Source organism: Fibrobacter sp. UWB13 (assembly GCF_900177805.1).
Taxonomy (GTDB): Bacteria; Fibrobacterota; Fibrobacteria; order Fibrobacterales; family Fibrobacteraceae; genus Fibrobacter.
In genome coordinates this window covers 64,273-90,640 of sequence record NZ_FXAX01000002.1, presented here as the reverse complement: position 1 = coordinate 90,640, position 26,368 = coordinate 64,273, and the positions used below count along the sequence as shown (strand labels likewise).

Below are 26,368 nucleotides of genomic sequence, written 5' to 3'. Positions count from 1 at the left end.
TTATGGAACTGACTCAGCTAAAATACTTCTTGGAGGTGGCTCGCACGGAACATGTCACGCAAAGTGCAAAGAACCTCTGCATCGTCCAACCTGCGCTCACACAAGCTATCCACAAGCTCGAAGATGAACTGGGTGTTTCTCTGTTCAAAAATTCTGGGCGTAACATCAAGCTCACGGATAGTGGAAAGTTCTTTTACGAAAAGCTTCAACCGCTTTACGAAAATATGATGGCGCTCCCTGCGCTCCTTAAGGAAATGTCTGATAAGCAGAACAACAACGTCAAACTGAACGTCCTTGCGGCTTCTACGCTTATTACTAGTGCCGTGATTGAGTACAAACGCAGTAATTCCGACATTGACGTGGACATTGTGCAGAACGAAGAAACGAGCGTCTTTGATATTTGTGTTCGTACTTACGCAAACTACAGACCGGAACTTGATAACACCGAAAGTGACGAAACGTTTGTCCATTCCGAAAAAATTTATTTAGCAGTTCCAAATACCGCTCAGTACAAAAAGCTCGATTCCATTTCGCTCTTTGATTTGAAAGACGAAAAGTTCATCCGTCTTTACGGTTCCAAACAGTATAGACAAATTTGCAACGAACTTTGCGATAGTATCGGATTCCATACAAACGTTACATTCGAAAGTGATAACGCTGCGGTAGTCAAGGAAGCTGTTGCTGCAGGCATTGGCGTGGGTTTTTGGCCGGAACTTTCATGGGGAAAAATGGACCACAAGCGCGTTCGGCTCCTTGAAATTACCGATACGGATTTCAAGCGCGATATCGTGGTTTCGCTCCGTCGCAATAAGCAGGACAATTCTAAAACGGAACAATTCTACAATTTTTTGACGAAGTACATTCTCCAGCGCCAATCTAAAAAGCGAAAATAATATAGCTGCTTATTGCTGAAAATGATGATTTTGAAGCATAGTCTTGCGTTATGCGACATCTCTAATGACTAATGACCAATAACCAATAACTACTAATTGCTATCTTTACCCCGTAAATTAACTAACAACTATCAACTATTAACTAGTAACTAAAATGCAATTCCGTCCTGTTAAAGAACAGCTTGAAATTTTGATGCGCGGCGTGACCGACATCGTGCCGCAAGATGAACTCGAAAAGAAACTCCAGAAGTCCTACGAAACGGGTAAGCCCCTCCGTATCAAGATGGGTGTGGACCCGACGGCTCCGGACGTTCACTTCGGTCATACGGTCGTGATGCGCAAGCTCCGCCAGTTCCAGGACCTCGGTCATACGGTCGTCCTCATCGTGGGTGACTACACCGCGCAGATTGGTGACCCGAGCGGCCGCAACAAGGCTCGTCCGCGCCTTACGCACGAACAGGTTCTCGAAAACGCCAAGGAATATCAGGAACAGTTTTTCAAGGTTGTCCGTCGCGAACAGGTCGAAATCCACTACAACGGCGAATGGTTCTCCAAGCTCCCGTTCAGCAAGGTCACGGAACTCATGGGCCAGTTCACAGTCGCCCAGATGCTCGAACGTGAAGACTTCCACAACCGCTATACGGCAAACACGCCGATCAGCCTCCACGAATTCATGTATCCGATGATGCAGGGCTACGATTCCGTTGCTATCCAGAGTGACGTGGAACTCGGCGGCACCGACCAGAAGTTCAACGTGCTCCGTGGTCGCGACCTTCAGATTTTTGAAGGCATGGAACCGCAGATTGGTCTCTTCATGCCGATTTTGCTCGGTACAGATGGCAAGGTCAAGATGTCCAAGTCCATCGGCAACTACGTTGGTCTTAACGAACCGGCTGACGTGATGTACCACAAGATTTACAGCCTCTCCGACAATATTGTCGAGAACTGGTTCGAACTTTTGACGAACATCCCGCTCGAAGAAGTCAAGCAGATGATGGCTGACATTGCCGCTGGCAAGATGAACCCGAACGATGCTAAGCACCGCCTCGCTATCGACATCGTGACGCAGTACTATGGTGCCGAAGCTGCCGAAGCCGCTGCCGCCAAGGAACGCGAAATCCACAGCGGTAACGCTATCCCGAGTGATGCTCTCGAATGCTCTGTCGATGCTGGTACTTATGGCGCTCTCGACTTGCTCGTGAACATCAAGGCGTTTGCTTCCAAGGGCGAAGCCCGCCGCATGGTGCAGAACGGCGGTGTGAAGATTGGTGGCGAAAAGCTCGCTGATCCGCAAGCCCAGATTGAAATCAAGGGTGGCGACCAACTCGTTGTCCAGGTGGGCAAGCGCAAGTTCTTCAAGGTGAACTTCTAAGGTAAGCGATGTCAAGGGAAATCTTAGTTCTCGGTTTGAATCCTGCTTGGCAGAGGGTGTTCTTTCTGGATAAGTTTACTCCAGGTGAAGTGCACCGCATCTCCAAGGTCAAGGAATACGCGTCGGGTAAAGGCATCAACTGCTGCCGTGTGTTGCAGCTCTTGGGCGGCACGCCCCGCTTGATGCATTTCCTCGGTGCCGGGAACGGAGAAAAAATCTTTGATGAGCTTTCTGCTTGTGGCATCCAGCAGGTGCCGATCTGGATTCGCGAAAATACGCGCATCTGCACGACGATTGCTTGTAACGGCGACACGACGGAGCTCGTGGAGCCGTCTCCGACTCTTGCGGATTCCGAGAACGACGATTTTGCACAAACGCTGAATGATTACTGGGATTCGACGCAGTATATCGCTTTGTGTGGAACGTTCCCGCAAGGCTTTAACGCGAAGATGTTCAATGAGCTAGACTTTAGCGATAAGCACATCTTTGTCGATGCCATTGATAGCATTGATGAGCTTCTTGAAAAGGGCGTGGATCTCCTGAAAATCAACATGCTGGAGTATTGCAAGCTCTTGGAACGCATGGGCATTCCACAGGTCAAGTCGAGTCCGCAGTTCTGGAAGATGACTGCAACCGCTGTCCTTGAACGCCTCCCGATCAAGAATCTCGTTGTGACTGAAGAGGACGCTCCTGTGCGTGCCTTCCGCCTTATGGAAAAGAAATTCCAGGGCATCCAGTTGCAGCCGCCTACGATTACGGTCAAAAATGATATCGGCGCCGGAGACTCGTTCTTTGCGGGCTGGCTCTATGCTTTCGAACAAAATCTGAGCTTTGAAAGCTGCTTGGCTAAGGCTACTGCTGTGGCAAGTGCCCGCTGTGAAGTCGAACGCCCGTGGAACTTGAGCTTAGACCGAGTCATGGAACTTGAAAACGAGCTCTCGACAAAGGTCGAACGCCTCGAATAAGGACTTTACGATGGAAGACAACTTTGTTCCTTTGTTTGCGTTTGCGTCAAACTTGGAATTTTTTGGAGTCTTTCCTGAATGCAAGTCCTTTGTTCAAAATAACATTCGTTTAGGCGAAATAGTCGAACTGCCCGAAGGGCGCGGCTTTGCCGTTGTCCTTGGCATGGGCTTGCTTGAATTTGCAACAAATTTATCCGTTTTGCTCTCTCGGTTTGCTGCCGAGGGCCCTTTTACGCATGTGGTGCTGGTGGGCATCTGTGGCGCCTATCCCGGTCGCGGATTGAACGTGGGTGACGTTGTCCGTGTCGATTCCGAAGTTGTAGGGGACCTTGGCGTTGTCGAAAGTGATGGCTCGTTTACGCCGTGGCACAAAGTTTGTGCAACCTCTGCGAATGGCTCTGTTCCTCAAACGTCTGCGCAGGTCTACGAATCTTCGTCGTTACGGGGCGTTCCCGCCTGGCTTTCGAATCTAAAGCCTGTTGCCGGTCTCAGCGTCAATTGCTGCACGGGAACTGCGTCCATGGCGAAAGAACGTGTCGAAAACTTCAATGTCGATGTCGAATCGATGGAAGGGGCTGCCTGCTTCTCGATTTGCCACGCCTTTGGCGTCCCTTGCTACGAAATCCGTGCGGTAAGCAACTTTGCCACCACCCGCGATAAATCCACCTGGCGCATTAAGGATGCTCTCTCCGCTCTTCGTGCTGCTTTTACTTCCTGCATCTAACTTCCTACTTCCTACCGTCTACTTCCTACTACTTATGCAACTAAAACTCGGTATTTCCACCTGTCCTAACGATACGTTCATTTACGAAGCCTTGCTCCAGGGGCTCGAAAACTCCCCGTTCGAATGGAAAGTCACGTTTGCCGACGTGCAGACGCTCAACGAGATGGTCCTGCGCGGCGAACTTGATGTCGCAAAGATTAGCGCTCAGGTCTATCCCCAAATTGAAGGTACGTACCGTTGTCTCGGTTGTGGGGGAGCCATCGGGTACGGCTGTGGTCCGCTTTTGCTCTCTTCGGAGTCCAATGCGTTTAATCCGGAACTCCCAACGACCCTTCCGGGCGCAAATACGACCGCTGCGCTCCTTTTCAAGTTCTGGTACGCCCATCAGTTCAAAAACGCTCCAAAACTCGAATACGCCCTCTTTAACGAGGTTTACCAGGGACTCCTGAGCAAGAATGTTCCTCAGGGGGTAACCATCCATGAGCACCGTTTTACGTGGAAACGCGACGGTCTACACCTTTTGCAGGATTTGGGCGCCTACTGGGAACAAGAAACGGGTTCTCCGATTCCGCTTGGAATTGCGGTCGCTAAAAAGGAACTGGGGGCTGCGACTATCGAATCGGTTGAAAATGAAATCCGTCGTAGTCTCCGAATTGCCCGTCAAAGACTTGATCCGGTGACCCCGTTTATCGTCGAAAAAGCACAAATCGATGACAACGAAGTCATCAAATCCCACATTGCGATGTTCGTGAATGATTTTTCAGAAAATGTCGGAGAGGCGGGTTGGAAAGCTTTGGAGAACCTGTGGCGGTTATCACACTGTTAATAAGTTGTTGAATGACTCTATATCTATGTAATAGTTTGTAAACGTAAACGTAATTTTGCAAAATAGCGAATTTTTAGCAAAAACTTTATTTATTTTCCAAAAAGCATCTTTTTTTGGAGTTTGCTTATGAGTTTAGTAAACGATCTCGAACTAGAAATTGAAAATTTCAAACGCGAATACGAGAAATTCGAACGCGGCAACAAGTCAGCTGGCACGCGCGCTCGCAAGGTCTTGCAGAACATCAAGAAGACCTGCCAAGAGATTCGCGTTTCAATTCAAGGTGCAAAGAAGGAGGAGGAAAAGGACGATCTTCCGAGCGAGGATTGACAGATAAGTTATTCCCCAGAGGCTATACCTGTGTAATTTTTACACGAAAAATGGCGTTTTTGACGAAAAGTATTTGACTAAAGTCATTTTTGAAGGTATATTCCCACATGGGTTTTGTGTTTGCCAAACTGGCAAGCGTATGTTAAACGAATTTTAAGTGTTCTATGATTGGAGAAACGTAGCAGTATGACCCTAAAGAAACTGGTCTTAATTACGGCCGGGGCGATGCTTCTTTCAGGAACCGCCATGGCAAAGAATATCAACGTGCCTGGCGATTTCGCTAAGATTGCTGATGCTCTCGGAAATGCGGATGCCGGGGATACAATCCTTGTCAAACGCGGTGTTTATAACGAAAACATCACCTTGATCATGGGTGTTGTTCTCAAGGGCGAGGACCCATTGTCTACCATCATCGATGGTGGCCGTCGCGGTCCGACCGTCATGGGTACTTCGGGCGCCGAAATGTCGCACTTCACAGTGAGGAACGGTCTCGAAGGTATCCTTTGCGAAAACGCTGCCCCCTACATTCATCATTGCTATGTGATCGATAACCACGCAACGGGTATCGGTGCTTTCATTTCTCTGCCGTGGCTCCGCAACAACGTGGTGTACGGCAACCGCTGGTCCGGCATTCTCGCCTGGGGTGCTAAGTCTCTCGATGCTTACATCGAACAGAACGTCGTGCTCCGCAATGGCTACTCTGGCTTGACCCTCAAGGGACCGACCAACCTGGTCGCCCGTAACAACATCTTCATGGAAAACCACTACTACGGTGTGTTTGCTGACCCGGCTGCCGGTCAGACGAAGGTGGAATACAACAACATCTACAAGAACTACTACCCGTTCAACCAGTTCATCAAGGTGAACCGCACGAACGTGTCCTTGGACCCGAAGTTCATCAACCCGTCTCTCGGCAACTCGAACTTCTTCTGCCAGTCCACCTCGCCGATGATCAAGCGCGGCAAGGGCAAGCTGGATATTGGTCTTACTGCAACTGACGTCGTTAAGGAAGAAGAAGCTGTCGAAGAAACACGTAACCCGGATACTGATGGCGATGGTCTTTGCGATCCGTGGGTTTCTGAAGAAGGTCTCTCCGAAAAGTACGCCGGCGTTTGCTCTGGCTTTGACAACTGCCCTGAAGAAGCTGAAGACTTCGATGGCTTCCAGGACGACGATGGCTGCCCGGATGCCGACAACGACCGCGACGGTCTCTGCGACCCGTGGGTTGAAGCTAAGGGTATGCTTTCCCAGTACGCTCACATCTGTAAGGGTGTGGACCTCTGCCCGGAACAGCCTGAATCTCTCAACAACTACAAGGACGACGATGGATGCCCGGACGAAGTTCCGCAGCCGCCGAAGAAGGTCTTCGTTCTTGAAGGTGTGAACTTCGAATCTGGTAAGTCCACGATTACTCAGGACTCCTACATCTCCTTGATGAAGGTTGTCGATATCATGGAAACCTTCCCCGAAGCTACTTTCGAAATCATTGGTCATACCGATAACATCGGTAACAAGGACAAGAACATGACGCTCTCTGCAGACCGTGCAAACGCTGTGAAGAACTTCCTTGTTGAAAAGGGCATTGCCGAAAGCCGTATGACTACCCAGGGCTTGGGCGACACTAAGCCTGTTGCTTCTAACAAAACACCTGAAGGACGTGCGCAGAACCGTCGTATTGAGTTCATCCGCACGGATATTAAGTAAAGGAGTAGGTGATGATGCGTACTAGTTTCATCAAGACGTCCGTTCTCGGACTTGCCGTAGCCAGCTCTTCTTTGTTTGCAGAGGCCACCTACACGCCGAATAAGTATCAGCAGAATGACTGGTTTGCTGAATATGGTGGCAACACCGCGATGTATGTGAACCCCGCTGGTATTTCAGAAACTGATCAGCTCGAACTTAGCGTTGCTTTCTTTAGCACCATTAGTGGCGAAGCCAGCCAGGAATATGTCAGCTTGACATACCCGATTGACTACAAGCACACTTGGGGCATTTCTCTTTTCGAAAACGGTGCTTCCATCGAAGGTGGCGAATCCTATAGCGAAATTGCCGTTCAGTTCGGCTATGCTTATAGACTCTTCCACTTGCTCTCCCTTGGCGTCAACCTCGATGTGCTTTACATCAACCAGTTCGACGAACTCAAGCAGCTCACTGTCGGTGCTGACGTGGGCTTGAGCTGGAACCCGCTTGCTTCTTCGAAGTACGGTTACTTGCTCATTGGCGCAAGCGTGCAGAACCTCCTTGCTCCGGCTGTCAGCGAAGCTGATGGCGATGGTAGCTTCAAGTTTGTGTTCATGGGCGCAGCTGATGCTTACAAGATCCCGACGAACTTGAACTTGTCCTTGTTCTATCGCGGATTCAACCGTCTCCTCGAAATGAAGGCTGAATTCTCTTTCATCGACATCATTCACGATGCTGATGAAGGTGGTAAGGGTGCTAACCTCGAAATGAGCTTCACCTTGACCTACTATCTTTCTTCTCACCTTGGTGTCCGCGCTCGCTTCACTAAGGAAGGCTACCCGGCCATTGGCGCAACGGTCAACGTTAAGGATGTCAGCATCTTCCGTTACCTCGCTCTTGACCTCGAAATTTCTCACGATGACCTCTGGGCTAAGAAGAACCGTGGCTTCGTGTGGAATGTCAAGCTGACTTCTCGCTTCGGTGATACCCGTGAAGAGAAGATTGGTGAAGAACGTTATCGCCGCTTGAAGATCGAACCTGAAAACGACTACCGCGCTGCAATGCGTCTGTACTTGAACCGTCAGTTCCTCGAAGCTGCTTATGCCTTCGGTAAGGTTCAGACCAAGTACCCGGCATTCCACCTTGTCGACCAGGCTGCTTTCTACAAGGCTAAGTCTTTCGAAAACCTCCGTATGCACAAGGCTGCAAAGTCTGTCTACGAAGACGCTATCAAGCGCTATCCGCAGAGTGACCAGCGTGCTAAGTACCACTTCCAGTTGATGAACATCGACTATAAGGAAGGCAAGTACACGGAAGCTATGACCAAGTATCAGAACATTGCTCAGAAGTTTGGTGAAAGCGACGTGAAGGCTGACGCTGACTACGTTGCAGGTCAGATCAAGTTCGAACAGGGCCTCTATCAGGAATGCGTCGACTTGCTCGCCTCCATCCTCCCGGGTAACGCCAACTACTTCTACGCTCGCTATACCATGGGTATTGCTAACAGCCGTATGGGCAAGTTCGACGAAGCTGAAAACTGCTTCCGCGATATTACGGAACAGCCGGTTTCCAACCAGTCTGAACGCGACCTCCAGGACGCTGCAAGAGTTAAGCTCGGCCACCTCTTCTTCTCTGGTGAAAAGCCGGACATCGCAGCTGCCGCTCAGATGTATGGTCAGGTCCAGAAGGAATCTCCGGTGTTCGACGAAGCTATGCTCGGTATAGCATGGTCCTTCCTCAAGGTCAACAAGCCGGATGAAGCTATGAAGCCGGCAAAGTGGATCATTTCCAACCTTCCGGAATCCTTCCTCGTGTCTGAAGCTTACCTCGTGATTGGTTACTGCCACTTCATGAAGAAAGATTATCAGGGTGCAATTGAAGCTTTGACTCAGGCTGAAAAGCGCACGGAACAGCCGATTGTTTCTGTCGCTGCTCGCGATAGCGCTCGTCAGGCTTACGATGCAATGCAGAGCGAATTCGACTCTGTCCAGGTTCTTGCCTTGGATCTTGCTCGTCAGCTGCCGACTCCGCGTGTGGAAAGCAAGCGCGAAGCTTTGCGTCCGACATTCGACAAGGCTAACCAAGCTATTGAAGATTACGCATCCTTCATGCAGAGATCTATCCAGAGTGACCGCTTCGAATCCAACCGTAAGCGTATCTTGGAAGACGCAGGCTTTACCTTGGCAACTGTCAAGACCAAGGCTAGCGGCGGCATGGGCGGTGGAAGTGCTGGTGGAAGCACATCTTCTCCTGCTGGAGATTTGGAAGACCTGGAGTAATCCGGGTTTTTCCCTTTATTTTTATGATATCATAGGTGGATAGAGAACGATGAAAAATCTTTTGCTCGTCTCAGCAATTGTTTGCTCCATGGTCGGAACATCATTTGCTGCATCGGATCCGTGTCAAGAAAAAACGGCCGAAGCTAAGAAGTTGCTTGCAAAGTGCAAGTCCATTGGTAAGGGTAATTCTGGCTATGAACAGTGCGCCAGTTCCTATAAAGTTGCTAAGAACCAGGCAGAACAGGCTTGCCGTTCTGGCGGTCTCGATGAAGCTGGCATGCGCGATGCTATTGCCCAGTGGGAACGTCAGGTAGAACGCTGCAAGGGCAAGATTAGTAACCGTTGCGCATCTGCTTTGCAACAGCTTGGTCACTATCAGTTCTTGCTCGAAGAAAAGCAGTTCCTGGATATCCAGGCTCAGTACGAAGAAGATGTTGCATGGTGCGCTGACCGCGATAACAAGCCGGCAAAGTGCGCTAACATCAATCAGTTCCCGAAGGCCGATCATAAGAAGTCCTTGGGCTACTTCCTTGAATACATTGACTTGTATCCGAAGGAAAACAAGGCTCCTGTCGTGCTTTACCAGGCTGCTGCTGTGCAGGAAGCTAGTGGTGAAGATGACAAGGCATACAAGCTCCGTATGCAGCTTGTCAAGGACTTCCCGGATAACGGTCTCGTGCCGAAGGCATGGCTCCGTATCGCTGAATACCACTTCATGAACCGCAAGTTCAAGGACGCTATCTCCGCCTATAAGAAGGTGACTGGCTTCGAGAACCTCACGGGTAAGGAAGCTGCTCTTGCCATGTACCACTTGGCAGAATCTTACTATAACACTGCCGAATACGAAATCGCTGCTAAGCAGTACTACGATTACATCGTCGGTGCTGACGCCGGTAAGTATCCGAAGGACTTGCGTCCTGAAGCAATGGACTTCATGGCAGCCTCCTTCTCTGACTTGGAAGGTGGTGGTGTCCAGGAAGCTGAAGCTTTCTTGAAGGACAAGAAGGTTCCGTTCAAGGACTCTGTCTACTACCGTATCGGTATGAAGAACAAGGACCATGACCGTAACGAAGAAGCTGTCCAGTCCTTCAAGCGCTTGATGAAGATCAACCCGGACTATATCGACGCTCCGCTCGCCGATATTGCCATGATCGAAATCTTGATCGTTCAGCAGAAGTTTGACGATGCTCAGGCTCACCGCTATGACGTCGTGAAGCGTTATGACCGTAACTCTTCCTGGTACAAGAAGAACCAGAAGTATCCGGAATCTGTGAAGAACGCTGAAAAGGCTATCCGTGGCGCTATGCTCGACATTCCGCAGTATCACCACGCTCAGGCTGCTAAGCTTACCAAGGAAGGTGATATCGAAGGCGGCAAGAGACAGTATGCCAAGGCTATCGAAGCTTATGAAGCATTCTTGAAGCGCTATGCCAAGGAACCGACCTGGGACGAATACAAGGTTCACATCAACCTCGCTCTCGTCTATCAGGAAATGGGTCAGCATGCTAACGCTGCCAAGATGTTCAATTGGATCGTTGAAACCGATACGACTCGCTACGGCCGTCGCGAAATGGGCTCAGGCAACCTCCTCACGAAGGATGAAGCTGGTTATAACGCCGTTCTCATGATGGACCAGGCTCGCGAAAATGCTCGTAAGACCAAGGCTAACGATGATGCCGTCCAGGCATACAACTTGCCCGAAACCAAGGCTTACTTCGACCAGGTCGATAAGTACATGGCTAAGTTCGGCAAGAACAAGGAAGCTGCAGAACTTGCATACAACGCCGCTATCGTTCATTACGATGCAAAGCAGTTCAGTGTTGCTGTGAACGTCCTCCGCAAGCTCAAGAAGGACTTCCCGAAGCACCAGTACATTTTGCTCATCAGCCGTATGCTTGCTCAGTCTCTCCTTGAATCCAATCAGCTCGATGAATCTCTCACCGAATTTGAATGGCTCCTCAAGCAGTACAAGGCTAAGGAAACTCGCAACGACTCCATGGCTGCTGAAATCGAAAAGGCTATCGCTTACGTCCTCTTCCAGAAGGCTGAATCCTCTGTCAAGGCTGGCAAGAACGAAGCTGGTGCCAAGGCTTACTTGGACCTCGTGAAGCGCTATCCGAACATCGACATTGCTGACAAGGCTATCTTCGAAGCTGCTGCAGCTTACGAAGCCACCAACCAGTTCAAGAAGGCTGCTGAAACCTTCATGCTCCTCCCGAAGAGCTACGCCAAGTCTCCGCTTACGATTAAGGGTATCTTGCGTGCTGCAAGTAACTACAAGAAGGACAAGCAGCCGGTTCAGGCCGCCAAGACATTCTTGTTCATTACCGACAACTTCCCGCAGGATTCCATGGCATTCCAGGCAATTGGTTTTGCCGCTCAGACTTACGATTCCATCCCGGATAAGAAGCAGGCTGCTGTTACCTTCGAACTTGCTTACAAGCGTTACCCGAAGAACGAAGAAACTCCGTCCTTCCTCTATAGCGCATGCTTGAGCTATGACGAAGCTAAGATGACTAACGAAGCTATCCGTTGTAACAAGGACCTCGTCCGCGACTATCCGAAGAGCTCTTACGCTGTTGACGCTGCCTTCTCTATCCCGATGGCATACGCCAATGCTAAAAACTGGAAGCAGGCTATCCAGGAATACACGAACTTCATCAGAATGTATCAGGAAGACAAGGAAAAGCTGATTGCCGCTTATATCGGTATCGCCCGTGCCTACCGCAATGTCAAGGATGAAGAAAGCTCTGTCGAATACTATAAGAAGACTCTCGAAGCCTACGACAAGTACGGCTTGCAGATCAAGAACGCAGATGCTGCTATCCCGGCTGAAGCTGCATTCTATATGGGTGAACAGGAATACAACAAGATGACTCCGGTAGTCTTGAAGGGCAAGGAAAAGGAAAAGGCCAAGATCATCAAGAGCTTGGTTGAAACCCTCCAGAAGGCTATGGGTCACTACTCCAAGTCTGCTGCCTACGCATCTGAAAAGTGGACCTTCCGTGCCACCAACAAGATGGGTATGCTCTTCGTGACGATGGCTGCAAAGATTCGTGAACAGCAGCTCAACGGTAAGAAGGAAGAAGAAAAGTTTGCAGAACGCATCGGCATTGTGCAACAGCTCCCGTCTTACTACGAACAGGCCCGTCCGATCTTCCAGAAGAACATCGACCTCGCTCGTGACCAGGGCTTCTACAACAAGGACGTGATCGCTGCAGAAATGGGCTACATCGAAATGTACTACCAGGGCTGCGCAGTGTTCGTCGAAGTTGCTGATGCATTCGCTAATTCTCCGCTTCCGGATAGTGCTTTGATCGTCCGTGAATACGTCGGTCAGGGCATGGTGAAGGATGACGCTATCATGGCTGCCCACGAAGACTTGGAAGCCTACCGTGAAGAATTGAATAGCCGTTCTGACGCCGCTAAGCAGCTTGCTATCCCGCAGTGCGCTACCGGTATCAAGGCATCTGCTCACTACGGTATCGATAACGAATGGACCTCCAAGCTTTACGAAACCTTGAGAAAGCTCGACGAAGCTAACGAAGATCTCAACACCAAGATCGAAAAGTTCGACCCGTCCACGCTGTTCGCTGACCCGACCTACTTCAAGTTGAAGGCCCGTATCGAACAGATTGAACAGTCTGACGCTATGACCTTGGAAGAAAAGGTTGCTACATTCCGCAACATCGTCAAGGAAACTAAGGACGATCGTGCAAAGCTTGAAGAAGAACTCGCCAAGCTCAAGGAATGGACCGCTAACCCGAGCCTTATCCCGGCTTCCGAAAGAGGCGTAGAAGCTGTTTCTGAATCTTCTGATGATGAAGCAGTCGAACAGACCTCCTCCAAGAAGTCCAAGAAGGGCAAGAAGGCTAAGTCTGAAGCCAAGAAAGCCAAGAAAAAGGCTAAAAAAGGCAAGAAGAAATAGCGGTAAAAACTATTTTACGGGGAATCCTAGTTCATGGGATTCCCCTATTTTATTGGGCTTGAGGGCGATTGCCTAGCGGTAAAGAAAGTTTTACTACTAAAATCTCCCACAACGCTCTAAAAAAAAATAAATATGAACGAAGATTATCAAAAACAACAAAAACAATAACTCAATTAAAGGAGTCTCTAATGTCTAAATTGCTTCAATCCTTCAGCCCTGAATCTGATGGTTACCAGTTCATGTGGATCATCTTGGTCGTGTTCATCATCGGCCTTGGCTTCTCCCTGGAACGTGTTACCTACATTATGATTAAGAGCTCCAAGGGCCGCGGTAAGTTCATGGCCGATTTCGGTAAGCTCGTCATGCAGAACCAGCTCGAACAGGCTCTCCAGTTCGCTAAGAGCTCCAAGCTCCCGATTGCTAAGGTTATGGACGCTATCGTCGCTGCTAAGCTCAACTGCAAGGATGCTGACAAGGCTCGTGACTTGATGACTGCTGCTTCTGACGCTGTGTTCCTCACTGAAGCTCCGCGCCTCACTCGCTACATCTCCATCATCTCCGTTATGGCTTCCATCTCCACGTTGCTCGGACTTATGGGTACGATTTACGGTCTGATCTACACATTCGACGCTGTTGCTAACAAGCCGGCTTCTGAACGTGCTAAGGCTCTTGCTGATGGTATTGCTATCGCTATGGGTACGACGCTCCTCGGACTTCTCTCTGCAGTTCCGCTCCTCGTTATCGTTGGTCTTCTCAACATGAACTCCGAACGCCTCATCCAGGAAATGGAAGAAAAGGGCCTCAAGATTATCAACTCCCTCGCATAATCAATCAGAGAGTTTAATTTTAACTGGAGTTTAAATAAACATGGCAAAAAATATCAAGAAACCAGGAAAGGTCGAAGAACCGGATTTGCTTCCGGCGATGGGCTTGTTCACCATCTTGATTCCTATGCTTTTGACCATGACTGCTTTCTCCAAACTCGCCATTGTCGAAGTGAACCTGCCTGAACGCAGCCAGATGATCATGGACAATGACGTGCCGCCTCCACCTGATGAGCAGGCATTGAACTTGTCACTCGCTATCGCTAACAACTACCTTGTTATCGGTGCACGCGGTGGTTTCCAGCCGAACGTCTATTTCAAGGAAATGTGGACGTTCCGTTGCAAGTCTGATGCTCAGCTCGTTACGTATCCGATGGAAGACGTGAAGACGGCTGTTGAAAGTGGACATGGACCGAAGTGCAAAGATGGTTCCGAAATGGACAAAGAGAAGTATCTCTACGAAATCGAAACCATCGAACTCTGGGCTATTCAGAAAGAATCTGAAGAAGACCCGGGTAAGGTCATCTGGGCTGCCTACAAGAACGACGGTAGTGCTGAAGAAGCTCATGCCGACAGTGCTTATGTAGACGGTGCCAACAACTTCTTGTCCCTTCCGGGTGAAGGCGCAATGGGTTTGCAGAAGCCGGCCGCTCTCAAGGCTCCGACTCCGGGCATGGCTGTTGCAACGCTTCAGCCGAACTCTGCCCGTACTCTCAAGCCGGGCGACAAGACAATGGTTTATCCGCTCTCCGCATACGATCTCATTGCTAAGGACTTGATCGCAATCCATACTCAGTTCATCGACTTGGACGACGTTGATAACATCATCATCGTTGCAAACGACGACACTCAGTTCGACAAGATCATCCAGCTCATGGACCGTGCTAAGGAAGCTGGTTTCAGCAAGATCAACCTTGCAAAGTTGGGAGGTTAATCATGGCTAGAAAATCTCGTAAGTATAGCGAAGACGTACCTTTCTCCTTAACGTCCATGATGGACATGATGACCATCATCTTGGTGTTCATGATCAAGAACATGGACGCTGAAGGTCAGCTCTTGACTCAGGCAGAAAACTTGATTCTTCCGATCTCGACCTCCAAGGTCCAGCCGAAGGAAGTGTCTTTGACTGTCGTGGTCGATGCTAACTACGTTATCGTTGACAATGAAAAGGTCGTGCCGACCGCTGACGTTCTCGCTCAGGAAGACCTCCTCGTTACGAAGGTGGACGAAATCCTGAAGGACCGTCGCGCTATCGAACAGGAACATGCTCTCAAGATGGGCCTTCCTGCTGACGAAGCTGGTCACATCATTGTCCAGATTGACAAGAACATCCCGTATGATGCGATGTATAAGGTCATGGCCACTTGCGGCTTCTCCGGATACACGAATATCGCATTCGCCGTGATGGAAAAGAACGGCGGGGAGGAATAATCAATGGCAAAGAAGAACATAGATCCGTTTATTGCGTCGCTCATGCCGGAATCCGACAAGAAGATGGGCGCAATCGCCGGTGTCTCTCTTGTGATCGCTTTGGCTATGTGTATTTGGGCTTCCATGTACGAACAGGTCGTTGCTGAAGTCGTATTCGACAACGCTGATTCCGTGGACCTTACTACTTCCATGCAGATTGAGCAGAAGGAAGAAAAGAAGGAAGAAAAGAAGAAGCCTGAACCGAAGAAGCCTCGTAAGAAAGCTGGTGGCGGTGGTAAGCCGCGCGGTAAGGGTCAGCCGAACGCTCCGCAGACTCGCGGCGTGCTCAAGCTCCTCACTGCTCAGACCAAGAATGCCTCTGCTGCTGCTTATGACTTGATGAAGAACCAGAAGTTCACCAAGGACATCGATAAGGTGCTCAAGGACGTCGCTGGTCTCCAGACTACGGGTAAGACCGTTCTCGGTGGCCGTCGCGGTAAGGCTAATGGTGGCTTCAATGAAGGTTACGCAGAAGGTGGTTCCGGTGGTATCGGTGACGGCCTTGCAGGTCTCCTTGGCGGTGGTGGCGGTGGTATCGCTACTAAGGCTAAGGGTTCCATCAAGACTCCGTCTATGCGCGATATCGACATGGGTGCCGGTGGTGGTTCTCGTTCCGCTGCAGACATCATGAAGGTTGTCCGCCAGCGTACTCCGGGTCTTCGCCACATCTATAACAAGTGCCTGAAGAAGAAGCCGGGATTCCAGGGTAAGGTTACCTTGAAGTTCACGATCGCTCCGGGTGGCGAAATCATCAGCATCTCTACTGTTTCTTCGACGACCGGTTTCGCAGAATTCGACTCCGAAGTCAAGAATGCAGTTAGCCGCTGGACCTTCAGCAAGGTGAAGTCCGGTAACACGACGGTTACGATTCCGTTCACGTTCACCGAATAATTCACAAGCAAAGCTTGCAAAAAAGACCAGACTCGCGTCTGGTCTTTTTATTTTTTCGCTGGGGATAAAAAGCCCCAAAAAAATCGTTCTTTTATTAAAATATTCTTGCGTTTTTTCTTTTATAAAACTAACTTTATAAAAGAATTTTCAATAGGAGTTAATCCATGAACTTAAAAACTGTAGCCGCCGTAGGCGCCGCATTTGGGATTCTTGGTGTCGGGTCTGCTTTTGCAACGTTTGCCCGAATTGAATCTATGGGTAAGAACACGACTTACATCATGGACGATGTAAGCATCTTCGATAACCCGGCTAACATCAATCTCTATTCGAACTATTTGATTGGTGAATTCGGTCCTTATACGCAGGATGTTGAATCGGGTAAGAACGTTGACCCGCAGCACCCGAACTTCGGTGGTATCTTCTCAATTTCGATTGGCGATGACAACAATCCGGATCCGCGTATCTCTATCGGTGGTCTCTTTGGCCGTATCAATACCGAACTCATGCAGTACTTGCCGGATGTCGTGATTGGCGAAAATGGTGCTCCGACTAATGTTCCTGAAACGGTGACGAACTTTGACGGCTTCTTGGGTGGTACGCTCTCGGACGGCAACTCCTGGGGCTTGCATGTTTACATTGCCCAGCAGGACGGTGGCGACAAGGCTGAAGACGGTAACTACCAGGTCAAGAAGAACGCTTTTGCTTCTGTAGTCCAGGCAGACGGTGGTTTGAACTACCAGATCTCGAACTACTTTGACTTGGAATTTTCTTTGGCTTTGGCTCGTATCCAGTACGGTCCGGAACACCACAGCTTCTTTGATGACGGTAACTTCTCCTGGTTGATCAAGTCCCGTGCATTCTTTACTTTGGATGCTATCAACGGCGAACTTGTTCCGGCCTTGAACCTCAAGTTCATCGATGCTCCGGGTCTGGACGAAAAGCATGCTCAGGTGGGTGTTGGCGTTAACGTCGCTCTCGACCGTGGCTTCTTCTGGATGGGCTTGGACTTCATTTGGAACAAGAGAAAGGCTCATGACTGGCTCTACAATACAAATACCAAAACTTGGACCTACGATTCCCGCAACGAAGACAACAAGCACTGGGACGATCGCACCGATATCGGCGGCATGATCAGCTTCGGTATCGAACGTAACATCTGGTGGGATTGGTTCGTGATCCGCGTTGGCGGCCAGAAGTCTATCCTTTATACAAAGTGCAATGTCAATGACAAGAACGTTGACAAGTACAATGACAAGCAGTATGGCATTTGCAAGGATGACGGCAACTTCTTCAGCACGAACCCGCTCGCTGATGGCACCTCCAAGGACCATGTCGGCTTCGGTTTCGGTATCAACATCGAAGAAAAGTTGAAGATCGACGTGACCGTTGCTGAAGACCTCCTCTTCCGTAACCCGTTCCAGGGCGAAGGCAGACTCTTCTCCAGAATCTCTGCAACGTATTCGTTCTAACTGGTCGTTAGTCAATGGTCATTAGTCAATGGTTAGGCGGCGAAGCCGCGATTATAAAAACTTCCGACTTCCTACCGACTACTTCCTACTAAACACTAGCAACTATTTACGAAACGCATTCCATCTGGGTGCGTTTCTTTTTTTTATTTTATGAGCATGAAGAAAATTTTATCCCTCATATTTCTTGTGTTGCTTTCGTCGTGCTCGGAGCCGACGGAGCGCATCGAAAAGAAACTCCTCACGTACTTGCAGGAAGACTTGAAGTTCATGGTGGCTGAGACTTTGAATGCCAATGCGACAAAGGCGGACTTGCTCGATGAACCGTATTACAAAGTGCGTGATTTTAGGTTGTTCGAAGGCGCCGAAGCGGAAATTTATGCAGCCTATGCCGAGGTCGATTTTTACATCTATCGAGACCTTGCCATGTACGAGAAACGCAAGTACCGTTACGAGGTTCATGGCAGGCATTGGGACCGTTATTCCAAGGTTCTAAAATTCGGCAAGGACAAAAATCCGTAGGTTATAAACGAGCTTGATTTAGTTATATTTGTCTTGTGGGATTTCTTTTTTAGAGGGCTAAATTTTGTTCGGACTTTTCTCTTGTGATATCGGTATTGACCTGGGTACCGCCAATACACTCGTCCATGTGGCTGGACAGGGTATCGTCATTAATGAACCGACTGTGATTGCTGTTGACCGTAAGAGCAATCGTGTGACTGCTATCGGTGGCGAAGCTAAGAAGATGCTTGGCCGTACGTCTGGCGAAAGCCGCGCTATTCGCCCGATGCGTGATGGTGTTATTGCTGATTTTGAACTTGTGGAAACGCTTCTGCGCACCTTTATTACGCGTGTGCAGCGCTATCCGTTGTGGATGGTAAAACCGCGTGTGGCGGTTGGCGTTCCGAACGGAATTACCGAAGTGGAAACGCGTGCCGTGATCGATGCTATCAAGATGACGGGCGCTAAGGAAGTCCACTTGGTCCATGAACCGATGGCTGCTGCTATCGGTATGGGCATCCCGGTTGAAGAACCGGTGGGTAACATGATTGTGGATATTGGCGGCGGTACGTCCGACATCGCCGTGATTGCCTTGAACAAGTCTGATTGCAACGGCTCTGTGCGCGTTGGCGGTGACGAAATGGACGAAGCCATTGTGCGTTACCTCCGTACTCAGTACAACCTTTGCGTGGGTGAAAGCACTGCTGAACAGATCAAGATCCAGATCGGTTCTGCAAGCCCGCTCGAAGAAGAATTGACGATGGAAGTCAAGGGTCTTGACTTTATCGCCGGTATGCCGCGCACGATTCCTATCGGAAGTGCCGAAATCCGCGAAGCCATCAATGAACCGGTGACGACCATTATCGAAGCCGTGAAGCAGGCTTTGAGCATCACTCTCCCGGAACTTTCCGCTGATATTTACGACAAGGGCATTATCCTCACGGGTGGTGGTTCCCAGTTGCGTGGTCTCGACGAACGTATCCGTAGGGAAACGGGGCTCTCCGTGAACGTGATTGACGATCCGATGACTTGCGTTTGCAAGGGTGCAGCCCGCATTCTCGAAGACTTGGATAAGTACCGTCCTGTTTTGGTGGCTTCTTCTACCTAAATTCTGAAATTGCACTTCGATGCTTAGAGCTTTTCGCTTTATTGTCGATCTGTTTTCCCAAAGGCATGGCGTTGTCGCTTTTGCCTTTTTTCTCGTTTTAGGGATTTTGATGCATGCGTCTTCGACGGCGGTGCGCGAGAGCATTGTCGACAAGGCGCTTTCGACGGTGTTTTATCCGGTGCAACTGTTGCTTGCCTCTGTGAACGACTTCAAGTCTTTGCAGGCGGAAAATGACCATCTGAAGGCGGAAAACGCAAGGCTCCGTCAGGAGACTTACCACGCGAGCGAGGGCTTGCAGGAACTGGCGAGGTTACATACGCTGGTGCGCTTTGATGACAAGTGGGATTTCCCGATTGTGACGTCTCGCGTGGTGGGGCACAACCCCGGGCGTTTTCTCACGACTCTCGTGATTAACCGTGGAACGCATCATGGCGTGAAAGAGAACATGCCGGTGATGTCGATGAACGGCCTTGTCGGAAAGATTACGAAGGCTTCGCTGACACATTCGCGCGTGCAGCTCTTGGTGGACCCGAACTTGAAACTCTCTGTGCTTGAACGCCGTACGCGCGTGGTGGGCTTCTTGGAGTCTGTGGACGGTCATTTGCTTTCGGCAATGATTCCCTCGCATGCGGGTGTTGCCGAGGGCGATACGCTCATTACATCGGGGCTTGGCGGTATTTTCCCGAAGGGCATCCCGGTGGGCACGGTGCACAGGGTTCGCAAGGCGGATTTGGACGTGATGAGCCTTATGGACGTGAAGCCGTTCCAGGAATTTTCGACCTTGGAAGAAGTGTTTGTGATGCAGAAGGAACCGGATTGGATTATCCAGGAGTTGCTCGATGAGTAATTACGGGTGGTTAAAGACGCTCCTGATGTTTGTCATCGCTTTTGCGGTGCAGTCGACGATTGGCGACTGGCTTAAGATTTTGGGCGTGGGTCCTGACTTTATCCTTATCTTCATTGTATCCGTGGCTTTGCGTTTTGGAGCTGGTGCGGGCTGCTTCTGGGGATTCTTGGCGGGGTTCACGCTGGATGTCTATGCGCCGGTGGAATGGCTGGGTGCCAATACCATTGCCATGACGATTGTGGGGTTTGCCGTGGGGCAGCTCGAAGAGCACTTCCTCACGCTGAACTTGCCTCCGAAAGTGGGCGTGCTTGGCCTTGCGTTCTATGTGAACGACATGTTCTATTTCCTCATAACGGGTCTCGAAAAGGATGTCGTAACGACTTTGTTCTTGACGAAAACGGTGCCGGAGAGCATTTATACGGTGATTATTGGCGGTATTTTGTTCTACCTCACTTCGGGGAAGAAGTCGGATGTATAACGATACTTCGGAGAACGAGGCTCGAGTCCGTAGGAATTGGAACGTCCTGATATTTTTGGCGGGGACGGTCATTGTCTTTACGGTGATTCTGCTCAAGCTTTTTTCGCTGCAGTACCTGCATTACGAAGAGAACTTCCAGCGCTCCGAAAATAACCGCTTGCGTCGAATTGAGCTGATTGCCGACCGAGGCTACATTTATGACCGCAACGGGAATGTGCTGGTGCGTAATAGACCCTCGTACCAGATTGCACTCCAGGCGCTTGAAATGCCTCGAAAGAAGGCGGCTAGGGATTCCATTTTCAAGAAGCTTTTGAACATTCGCGATGCGGCGGGTGTGCGTCTTTTTGATTCGCTTTCGCTCGATACGGCATTCCAGAGGATCCGCTGGGTGCGTACGCGCCCGGTCCGCATCTTGGAAGATGCGACGATGGAACAGGTCGCGGTGATTGAAGAACATTCGACGGAACTGCCGGGCGTTTCGGTGATTATTGAATCGCGCCGTGAATACCCGTACGGAACGCTTGCCTCGCATGTGCTCGGTTACACGAGTGAGATTTCGGAAGAACAGCTGAAGCTCCCGGAATATGAATCGTACTCGCAGGGCGACCGCGTGGGGCAAAAAGGCTTGGAGCAGGAATACGATAAGGAGTTCCGCGGCAAGAACGGGCTTAAGCTTGTGGAAGTGAATGCTTCGGGGCGCGAGGTGCGTACGCTTACGGATGTGGGCGGCTTTATTGCACCGGAGCCGGGCCTGCACATGGTTTCGACGATTGACTTGAAACTGCAGAAGGCGGCGGAAGCGGCGATTCCCGATTCGGCGAAAGGCGCCTTGGTGGCGATCGATCCGCGCAATGGCGAAATCTTGGCGATGGTGTCTTCGCCGCGACTGGACCCGAACATCTTTTCCTTGAAGCGCCGTGAACGCAACAAGGGCTGGGCGCATGTGGCGCTGGATTCGATGCGACCGCTCACAAACCGTGCGATTTCGGGCGTTTACCCGCCTGCTTCGATTTTTAAGCTTGTGACTTCTGGCGCTGGGCTTGAAAGCGGGATTATTTCGGAGACAAAGTATTATCCGAAAGCTTGTACGGGCGGCTACCAGTACGGGGCGCGTTACCAGAGATGCTGGGGCGTGCATGGAAACTTGAACGTGGTGCATGCGCTGCGCCTTTCGTGCGACGTGTATTTCTATCAGGCGGGCCTTGAAATCGATATGGCGCGTATCAATGAATTTGCTCGCCGCTTTGGTTATGGTGAACAGTTGCTTGGCGTGGATATCCCGGGCGAGCGTGCGGGCTGGCTTCCGGATTCGGCGTCGTTCAACCGGCGCAATAAGCGCCTGGGTTGGCGCTGGGCTCGCGGGCTTATTTTGAACCTCTCGATTGGGCAGGGACAAATGGTGACGCCTTTGCAACAGGCGGTGTTTATTGGATCTTTGGCGACGAACAAGGGCGTGTACCGACCGCACTTTATGAAGGAACTGCAAGACGCCGAGGGCAATGTGGTGCGCCGCTATGAGCCTGAAATCATCCGTCCTGGAACGATGAAGCCCGAGACACATCGGGTGCTTTTGAACGCGATGGATTCCGTGGTGAACCATCCGGGTGGCACGGGGAAGAAAGGCGCTGTGCCGGGAATTCGCGTGGGCGGAAAGACGGGTTCTGGCGAATGGAAAAAAGGGCAGAAGACGCATGCCTGGTTTGCAGCGGTCGCTCCGCTTGAAGACCCGCAAATTGCGGTAGCTGTGATTATGGAAGCGGGCGGCGGCGGTGGCTCTGTGGCTGCCCCGATTGCGCGTAAGGTGCTGATGGCATTCTTTGGAAAAGAAGAAGAGGAGCAACAATGAGTTCCGACCGCATTCAAGACAAGTCGTTAAAGTTTGACTGGTTCTTTATTGTCGTGACGCTTACGCTCATGACGTTTGGCGTGTTCCTCGTGTATTCGGCGACCGTGGGCGAGGAACTGGCCGTTTACGATACGCACTGGTTTAGACAAATCATATACTTTTTGACAGGTATTGCGATTGCTGTGGGCCTTGTTTTTGTGAAGATAGACTGGCTCAAGCGCGTGGCGGTGCCGTCTTACGTGATTGCGCTTGTCATGCTTTTGTTCGTGCTCATTTTTGCGGGCGACGTGAAGGGGGCGGGGCGCTGGATTGATTTAAAGGTCATCAAGTTGCAGCCTTCGGAGTTTGCTAAGATTGCGTACTTGATTACGATTTCGTACTGGCTTTCGAAACATCCGGTGAGTTTGCATAAATTGAAGTCTTTTTTGGTGCCGTTAGGACTGTTTATTGTTCCGTTCTTGCTTGTGCTAAAGCAGCCGGATTTGAGCACGGCCCTTGTGTTTACGGCGGTGACGCTTGTCGGGTTCTTTTTTGCGGGGCTCACGTTTACGGATTTGTTCTTGATTGTGAGCCCTGTCTTGTCTGTGCTGTTTTCGCATTCGCAGTCGATGGTGATGCAAGTCTTGTGGGGTGTTTTGATTTGCCTCGTCGTGTTTTCCGTGTTGCGTAGGCATTTGTCCAAGAAGTTCTCAGGCGTGATTATCGCGACGAACATCTTGGCGGGTTACGCCAGTACGATGGTGTGGAACATGCTGGAACCGCACCAGCAGAAGCGCGTCAATACGTTCTTGGATCCGATGAGTGACCCGCTGGGTGATGGCTATCAGGTGTTGCAGTCGCTTACGGCGATTGGTAGCGGCGGTATTGGCGGCAAGGGCTTTGGGAACGGCTCGCAGACGAACCTCTCGTTTTTGCCCGAAGAACATACGGACTTTATCTTTAGCGTGCTTGGGGAGCAGTTTGGCTTTGTCGGGTGCGCGGCGGTTCTTGTGCTGTTTACGTTGTTCTTGTGGCGGGCGTCGTCGATTTGCAAGACGAACGATGACCCGTTTGTGACGCTTGTGACGATGGGTGCGTGCACGATTTTCTTGTTCCACATCACAGTGAATATCGCAATGACGATTGGGCTTATGCCGGTGACGGGGCTTCCGCTGCCGTTCCTCTCTTATGGCGGCTCGTTTGCGCTTGTGTGCATGTTCCTCGTGGGGCTCTTGATGTGCCTACGTTATCAGGGGAATAAGTAATTAGTAATTAGTTATTGGTCATTGGTTGTTGGTCATTAGTCATTAGTTTGCTCGTAAAATAAATTTTTACTGCACAATTTGCCTGAAAAAAGCGTGTTATAGAGATTGGCGCGGTTTTGCGCTATGTATCGCTCTTTATAACAGGAGGCTTTATGGGCGTTTTACGGACGGTGGCAAATTTTGTTTTCGGGATGGAATGCTTGGGGTGCGGGAGTTCTTCGGAGCGGCTGGACCCTTGGCTTTGCCCTGCGTGCGCGGCGGAACTTGTGCGGGAATCGTGTGCGCCTAAATTCCCGAACGAGGATGCGTTTTGCCTTTTCCCGATGCGGTCTTTGACGCGCAAGCTTGTTCATGCGCTCAAGTACAGGAATATTCCGGGGCTTGCCTCTTACTTGGTGCGACATTCGTCGGCGGTAAAGCAGGGGATGGTGGCGCAGGAACTGTTGATGCTTGCGCAGCCGCTTTACTTTGTGCCGGTTCCGCTCCATAGGGCGAGGTATCGCGAGCGTGGGTACAACCAGGCGGAGCTTTTGGCGGCTGCGCTTGCGACGGCGACGGGAGGCAAGGTTTGCAGGTGGCTAAAGCGCAAGACGTTCGTGGTTTCGCAGACGAAACTTTCGAAAGAGGAGCGCGAATTGAACGTGGCGGGGGCTTTTGTGGCGAATTTCCCGCGGGAGATGCCTACGCGGGGGACTGTGGTCGTGGTGGACGATGTTTTTACGACGGGGGCGACTACTTCATCGTGCATGGCGGTGTTCGGGGCGGAGTTTCCGCTCCCTTTGAAGGTGTGTACGCTAATTTACGATGAGCCAGCTTCGGCGGCGGCCGACTTTGCGGCGGATTGCCGCGCTTTTTACAAATAAGAAGTATAAATAAAAAGCGTTTCCGGGGCTCGGAAACGCTTTTACGGAGGAAGAGGGACTCGAACCCCCAAGCCTTACGGCGGCGGTTTTCAAGACCGCTGACTTACCAATTAGCCTATTCCTCCAATTGGTGCGCAAAGAATAGAAAAAAATCCCGAATATCGTCAACGATACTTTGCATTTTGTGCGAAATTAACTATTTTTTTACATGTTATGAGCTACCTGGAAAACGCTACCGATCTTGGAGACGGCGAAGTCGCTGCTCTACTGTTCGAGTACATGCCCAAAATTGCTGCCGAACATAAGACCGACAGCCTTTTGGTGCTTATGGCGGATTTGGGACGGCAGATTGTTCAAGCTGACCGTTGCTCACTCTGGCTAATCGATGAAGAACGGAACGAACTGTGGACCAAGGTCGCCCATGGTGTAAGCGAACTGCGCATCCCTCTTTCGGCGGGCTTTGTCGGGTATTCGCTTAAGACGGGTGAACCGGTGCTTGTCGACGATGCGTACCGCGATGCTAGGTTTGACCGCCGAAGCGACATCAAGAACGGCTACCACACGACGTCCGTGATGACGATGCCGCTCGAAAGCGATGGTCGCGTGATGGGTGTGTTCCAGGCAATTAACAAGGTCGGGGAGAATGTGTTCTTCTCCAAGAAAGACCTTGAACGCTTGAAGCTTATCTCTGTTTATTCTGCAAAGACGATTGAGTCGGCTATTCGCGCCCAGAAGCTGGAGCGCTATGCAAAGCAGCTGGAACGCAAGGCTGATGAACTCAAGTCGGCGCACATGGAACTTATCCGTATTCTGGGCGAAGTATCTGAATTCCGCAGCCAGGAAGTGGGCGACCACATCCACCGTGTGGCAGAGATTTCTGTGAAGCTCGCCAGGTATCTTGGACTCCCGACAGACCAGCAGGAACTGATTTACTATGCGGCTCCGCTCCATGACCTTGGTAAGGTCGGCATTGCGGACATGATATTGAACAAGGCGGGCAAGCTTACGCCTGATGAATTCGAAATCATGAAGTCCCATTCTGTTATCGGACGCACATTGTTGCGCGATTCCAAGACGGACTTGCTCTGCATGGCGTTTGATATTGCCGGCGCTCACCATGAACGTTGGGACGGTTCGGGTTACCCGGATAAGCTCAAGGGCGAAGAAATTCCGCTCGCGGCACGCATTTGTGCTGTGGCGGACGTGCTGGATGCACTTTCGAGCCCGCGTTGCTACAAGCCCGCTTGGCCGGAAGAACGTGTCAAGGAAGAGATGAAACGCTCTGGTGGTTCGCATTTCCAGCCGGAACTCATCGATATCTTGATGGAGCATTGGGACGATTTTTACTCTTGCTATAAGCCTGATGGCGAATTCGTCAAGAATGGGATGCTCCCGCCTGTGAAATAAATCACACTGAAAATTTTTAGTGCCCGCCGTTGTGCGGGCGATTTTTTTTGTGTGTGGGGAGGGAGATTCCCGATCGTCCCCGTCATCCCCGTCAAGCGAGGACAGGCGCGAGGACGGGTAGGCGGGAATGACAATTAAAAATTGCTGAAAATAAAGAAAAAACCTCGGTTTTCACCGAGGTTTCTTCGTGGTTCCGATTGGAATTGAACCAACGACACGCGGATTTTCAGTCCACTGCTCTACCAACTGAGCTACAGAACCATTTCGACGCACCAATTATACATATTTATTTTCGACTTGTCAAGGGTAAAGAGAATATTACTGTTATTTTTTTGAAAAAACTACTAAATTTAGTGTTGTTGGATGGACAATTGAGGTGTCCCATGGAAAAATCTGTGGGAAATGTGTCTTTTATTTTTTAGGTGGTCG

The 26,368-nt window shown here is 50.4% G+C and carries 22 protein-coding genes and 2 tRNA genes; 22 read left to right on the top strand and 2 right to left on the bottom strand.

From position 1 onward, the window contains the following. Positions 1 to 2 precede the first annotated feature (2 nt). The 21 genes from B9Y77_RS10175 (at position 3) to B9Y77_RS10075 (ending at position 24,532) form a co-directional block, all read left to right on the top strand. The gene (locus B9Y77_RS10175; protein WP_085491537.1) at positions 3 to 893 is read left to right on the top strand and encodes a LysR family transcriptional regulator; all 891 of its coding nucleotides are present in this window, start codon (positions 3 to 5) and stop codon (positions 891 to 893) included. Positions 894 to 1,047: 154 nt separating this feature from the next. Beyond that, complete coding sequence (gene tyrS, locus B9Y77_RS10170; protein WP_073424952.1) at positions 1,048 to 2,265, top strand: tyrosine--tRNA ligase; 1,218 nt, start codon at positions 1,048 to 1,050, stop codon at positions 2,263 to 2,265. Between the two features lie 8 nt (positions 2,266 to 2,273). Further along, on the top strand, positions 2,274 to 3,230 hold the full coding sequence (locus B9Y77_RS10165; RefSeq protein ID WP_085491536.1) for a 1-phosphofructokinase family hexose kinase: 957 nt from the start codon (positions 2,274 to 2,276) through the stop codon (positions 3,228 to 3,230). A gap of 10 nt (positions 3,231 to 3,240) precedes the next feature. Then, the gene (gene mqnB, locus B9Y77_RS10160; RefSeq protein WP_085491535.1) at positions 3,241 to 3,954 is read left to right on the top strand and encodes a futalosine hydrolase; all 714 of its coding nucleotides are present in this window, start codon (positions 3,241 to 3,243) and stop codon (positions 3,952 to 3,954) included. Between the two features lie 34 nt (positions 3,955 to 3,988). Next, positions 3,989 to 4,780: a 1,4-dihydroxy-6-naphthoate synthase gene (locus B9Y77_RS10155; RefSeq protein WP_085491534.1), complete on the top strand. Its 792-nt coding sequence runs from the start codon at positions 3,989 to 3,991 to the stop codon at positions 4,778 to 4,780. 126 nt (positions 4,781 to 4,906) lie between these two features. Then, positions 4,907 to 5,107, top strand: coding sequence for a hypothetical protein (locus B9Y77_RS10150; protein ID WP_014546551.1), 201 nt, complete (start codon positions 4,907 to 4,909; stop codon positions 5,105 to 5,107). 246 nt (positions 5,108 to 5,353) lie between these two features. Continuing rightward, entirely contained in the window at positions 5,354 to 6,811 is a 1,458-nt protein-coding gene (locus tag B9Y77_RS10145) for an OmpA family protein (RefSeq protein WP_244536605.1), read from the top strand. A gap of 11 nt (positions 6,812 to 6,822) precedes the next feature. Further along, positions 6,823 to 9,066, top strand: coding sequence for a tetratricopeptide repeat protein (locus tag B9Y77_RS10140; RefSeq protein ID WP_073424957.1), 2,244 nt, complete (start codon positions 6,823 to 6,825; stop codon positions 9,064 to 9,066). Between the two features lie 49 nt (positions 9,067 to 9,115). Next, complete coding sequence (locus B9Y77_RS10135; protein WP_085491533.1) at positions 9,116 to 12,994, top strand: tetratricopeptide repeat protein; 3,879 nt, start codon at positions 9,116 to 9,118, stop codon at positions 12,992 to 12,994. Between the two features lie 188 nt (positions 12,995 to 13,182). Next, positions 13,183 to 13,821: a MotA/TolQ/ExbB proton channel family protein gene (locus tag B9Y77_RS10130; protein ID WP_073424959.1), complete on the top strand. Its 639-nt coding sequence runs from the start codon at positions 13,183 to 13,185 to the stop codon at positions 13,819 to 13,821. A 40-nt stretch (positions 13,822 to 13,861) separates the two neighbouring features. Then, positions 13,862 to 14,752 carry an ExbD/TolR family protein gene (locus B9Y77_RS10125; RefSeq protein ID WP_073424960.1) on the top strand — a complete coding sequence of 297 codons (891 nt, stop codon included), beginning with the start codon at positions 13,862 to 13,864 and terminating at the stop codon, positions 14,750 to 14,752. Between the two features lie 2 nt (positions 14,753 to 14,754). Further along, on the top strand, positions 14,755 to 15,249 hold the full coding sequence (locus B9Y77_RS10120) for an ExbD/TolR family protein (RefSeq protein WP_014546558.1): 495 nt from the start codon (positions 14,755 to 14,757) through the stop codon (positions 15,247 to 15,249). A 3-nt stretch (positions 15,250 to 15,252) separates the two neighbouring features. Then, on the top strand, positions 15,253 to 16,179 hold the full coding sequence (locus B9Y77_RS10115) for an AgmX/PglI C-terminal domain-containing protein (protein ID WP_073424961.1): 927 nt from the start codon (positions 15,253 to 15,255) through the stop codon (positions 16,177 to 16,179). A 164-nt stretch (positions 16,180 to 16,343) separates the two neighbouring features. Next, complete coding sequence (locus B9Y77_RS10110) at positions 16,344 to 17,648, top strand: hypothetical protein (RefSeq protein WP_085491532.1); 1,305 nt, start codon at positions 16,344 to 16,346, stop codon at positions 17,646 to 17,648. A gap of 156 nt (positions 17,649 to 17,804) precedes the next feature. After that, on the top strand, positions 17,805 to 18,167 hold the full coding sequence (locus B9Y77_RS10105; protein WP_244536606.1) for a hypothetical protein: 363 nt from the start codon (positions 17,805 to 17,807) through the stop codon (positions 18,165 to 18,167). 64 nt (positions 18,168 to 18,231) lie between these two features. Continuing rightward, positions 18,232 to 19,254 (top strand): rod shape-determining protein, encoded by a 1,023-nt coding sequence (locus B9Y77_RS10100; protein ID WP_073424964.1) that lies wholly within the window; start codon positions 18,232 to 18,234, stop codon positions 19,252 to 19,254. A gap of 19 nt (positions 19,255 to 19,273) precedes the next feature. Then, the gene (gene mreC, locus B9Y77_RS10095; RefSeq protein WP_073424965.1) at positions 19,274 to 20,101 is read left to right on the top strand and encodes a rod shape-determining protein MreC; all 828 of its coding nucleotides are present in this window, start codon (positions 19,274 to 19,276) and stop codon (positions 20,099 to 20,101) included. Continuing rightward, on the top strand, positions 20,094 to 20,579 hold the full coding sequence (gene mreD, locus B9Y77_RS10090; protein WP_073424966.1) for a rod shape-determining protein MreD: 486 nt from the start codon (positions 20,094 to 20,096) through the stop codon (positions 20,577 to 20,579). The genes mreC and mreD overlap by 8 nt, the downstream gene beginning before the upstream one ends. Next, positions 20,572 to 22,425: a penicillin-binding protein 2 gene (mrdA, locus tag B9Y77_RS10085; protein WP_085491531.1), complete on the top strand. Its 1,854-nt coding sequence runs from the start codon at positions 20,572 to 20,574 to the stop codon at positions 22,423 to 22,425. Before mreD ends, mrdA begins: the two co-directional genes overlap by 8 nt. Then, complete coding sequence (gene rodA / locus B9Y77_RS10080; RefSeq protein WP_085491530.1) at positions 22,422 to 23,669, top strand: rod shape-determining protein RodA; 1,248 nt, start codon at positions 22,422 to 22,424, stop codon at positions 23,667 to 23,669. The genes mrdA and rodA overlap by 4 nt, the downstream gene beginning before the upstream one ends. Before the next feature lie 152 nt (positions 23,670 to 23,821). Then, positions 23,822 to 24,532 (top strand): ComF family protein, encoded by a 711-nt coding sequence (locus tag B9Y77_RS10075; protein WP_085491529.1) that lies wholly within the window; start codon positions 23,822 to 23,824, stop codon positions 24,530 to 24,532. A 44-nt stretch (positions 24,533 to 24,576) separates the two neighbouring features. Here the strand turns inward: B9Y77_RS10075 and B9Y77_RS10070 are convergent. Then, positions 24,577 to 24,657 (bottom strand) — tRNA-Ser (locus B9Y77_RS10070). Positions 24,658 to 24,745: 88 nt separating this feature from the next. Between B9Y77_RS10070 and B9Y77_RS10065 the strand changes: the two genes are divergently transcribed. Then, complete coding sequence (locus B9Y77_RS10065) at positions 24,746 to 25,939, top strand: HD-GYP domain-containing protein (RefSeq protein ID WP_073424970.1); 1,194 nt, start codon at positions 24,746 to 24,748, stop codon at positions 25,937 to 25,939. Between the two features lie 188 nt (positions 25,940 to 26,127). Here the strand turns inward: B9Y77_RS10065 and B9Y77_RS10060 are convergent. Next, a tRNA-Phe gene (locus B9Y77_RS10060) sits at positions 26,128 to 26,200 on the bottom strand. Between the last annotated feature and the right edge of the window lie 168 nt (positions 26,201 to 26,368).

Coding starts and splice junctions, on each gene's coding strand:
- B9Y77_RS10150 (WP_014546551.1), top strand. CDS start 4,907: ATGAGTTTAGTAAACGATCTCGAACTAGAAATTGAAAATTTCAAACGC.
- tyrS (WP_073424952.1), top strand. CDS start 1,048: ATGCAATTCCGTCCTGTTAAAGAACAGCTTGAAATTTTGATGCGCGGC.
- B9Y77_RS10130 (WP_073424959.1), top strand. CDS start 13,183: ATGTCTAAATTGCTTCAATCCTTCAGCCCTGAATCTGATGGTTACCAG.
- mqnB (WP_085491535.1), top strand. CDS start 3,241: ATGGAAGACAACTTTGTTCCTTTGTTTGCGTTTGCGTCAAACTTGGAA.
- B9Y77_RS10075 (WP_085491529.1), top strand. CDS start 23,822: ATGGGCGTTTTACGGACGGTGGCAAATTTTGTTTTCGGGATGGAATGC.
- B9Y77_RS10120 (WP_014546558.1), top strand. CDS start 14,755: ATGGCTAGAAAATCTCGTAAGTATAGCGAAGACGTACCTTTCTCCTTA.
- B9Y77_RS10155 (WP_085491534.1), top strand. CDS start 3,989: ATGCAACTAAAACTCGGTATTTCCACCTGTCCTAACGATACGTTCATT.
- mreC (WP_073424965.1), top strand. CDS start 19,274: ATGCTTAGAGCTTTTCGCTTTATTGTCGATCTGTTTTCCCAAAGGCAT.
- B9Y77_RS10175 (WP_085491537.1), top strand. CDS start 3: ATGGAACTGACTCAGCTAAAATACTTCTTGGAGGTGGCTCGCACGGAA.
- B9Y77_RS10110 (WP_085491532.1), top strand. CDS start 16,344: ATGAACTTAAAAACTGTAGCCGCCGTAGGCGCCGCATTTGGGATTCTT.
- mreD (WP_073424966.1), top strand. CDS start 20,094: ATGAGTAATTACGGGTGGTTAAAGACGCTCCTGATGTTTGTCATCGCT.
- mrdA (WP_085491531.1), top strand. CDS start 20,572: ATGTATAACGATACTTCGGAGAACGAGGCTCGAGTCCGTAGGAATTGG.
- B9Y77_RS10125 (WP_073424960.1), top strand. CDS start 13,862: ATGGCAAAAAATATCAAGAAACCAGGAAAGGTCGAAGAACCGGATTTG.
- B9Y77_RS10105 (WP_244536606.1), top strand. CDS start 17,805: ATGAAGAAAATTTTATCCCTCATATTTCTTGTGTTGCTTTCGTCGTGC.
- B9Y77_RS10145 (WP_244536605.1), top strand. CDS start 5,354: ATGGCAAAGAATATCAACGTGCCTGGCGATTTCGCTAAGATTGCTGAT.
- B9Y77_RS10140 (WP_073424957.1), top strand. CDS start 6,823: ATGATGCGTACTAGTTTCATCAAGACGTCCGTTCTCGGACTTGCCGTA.
- B9Y77_RS10065 (WP_073424970.1), top strand. CDS start 24,746: ATGAGCTACCTGGAAAACGCTACCGATCTTGGAGACGGCGAAGTCGCT.
- rodA (WP_085491530.1), top strand. CDS start 22,422: ATGAGTTCCGACCGCATTCAAGACAAGTCGTTAAAGTTTGACTGGTTC.
- B9Y77_RS10165 (WP_085491536.1), top strand. CDS start 2,274: ATGTCAAGGGAAATCTTAGTTCTCGGTTTGAATCCTGCTTGGCAGAGG.
- B9Y77_RS10115 (WP_073424961.1), top strand. CDS start 15,253: ATGGCAAAGAAGAACATAGATCCGTTTATTGCGTCGCTCATGCCGGAA.
- B9Y77_RS10135 (WP_085491533.1), top strand. CDS start 9,116: ATGAAAAATCTTTTGCTCGTCTCAGCAATTGTTTGCTCCATGGTCGGA.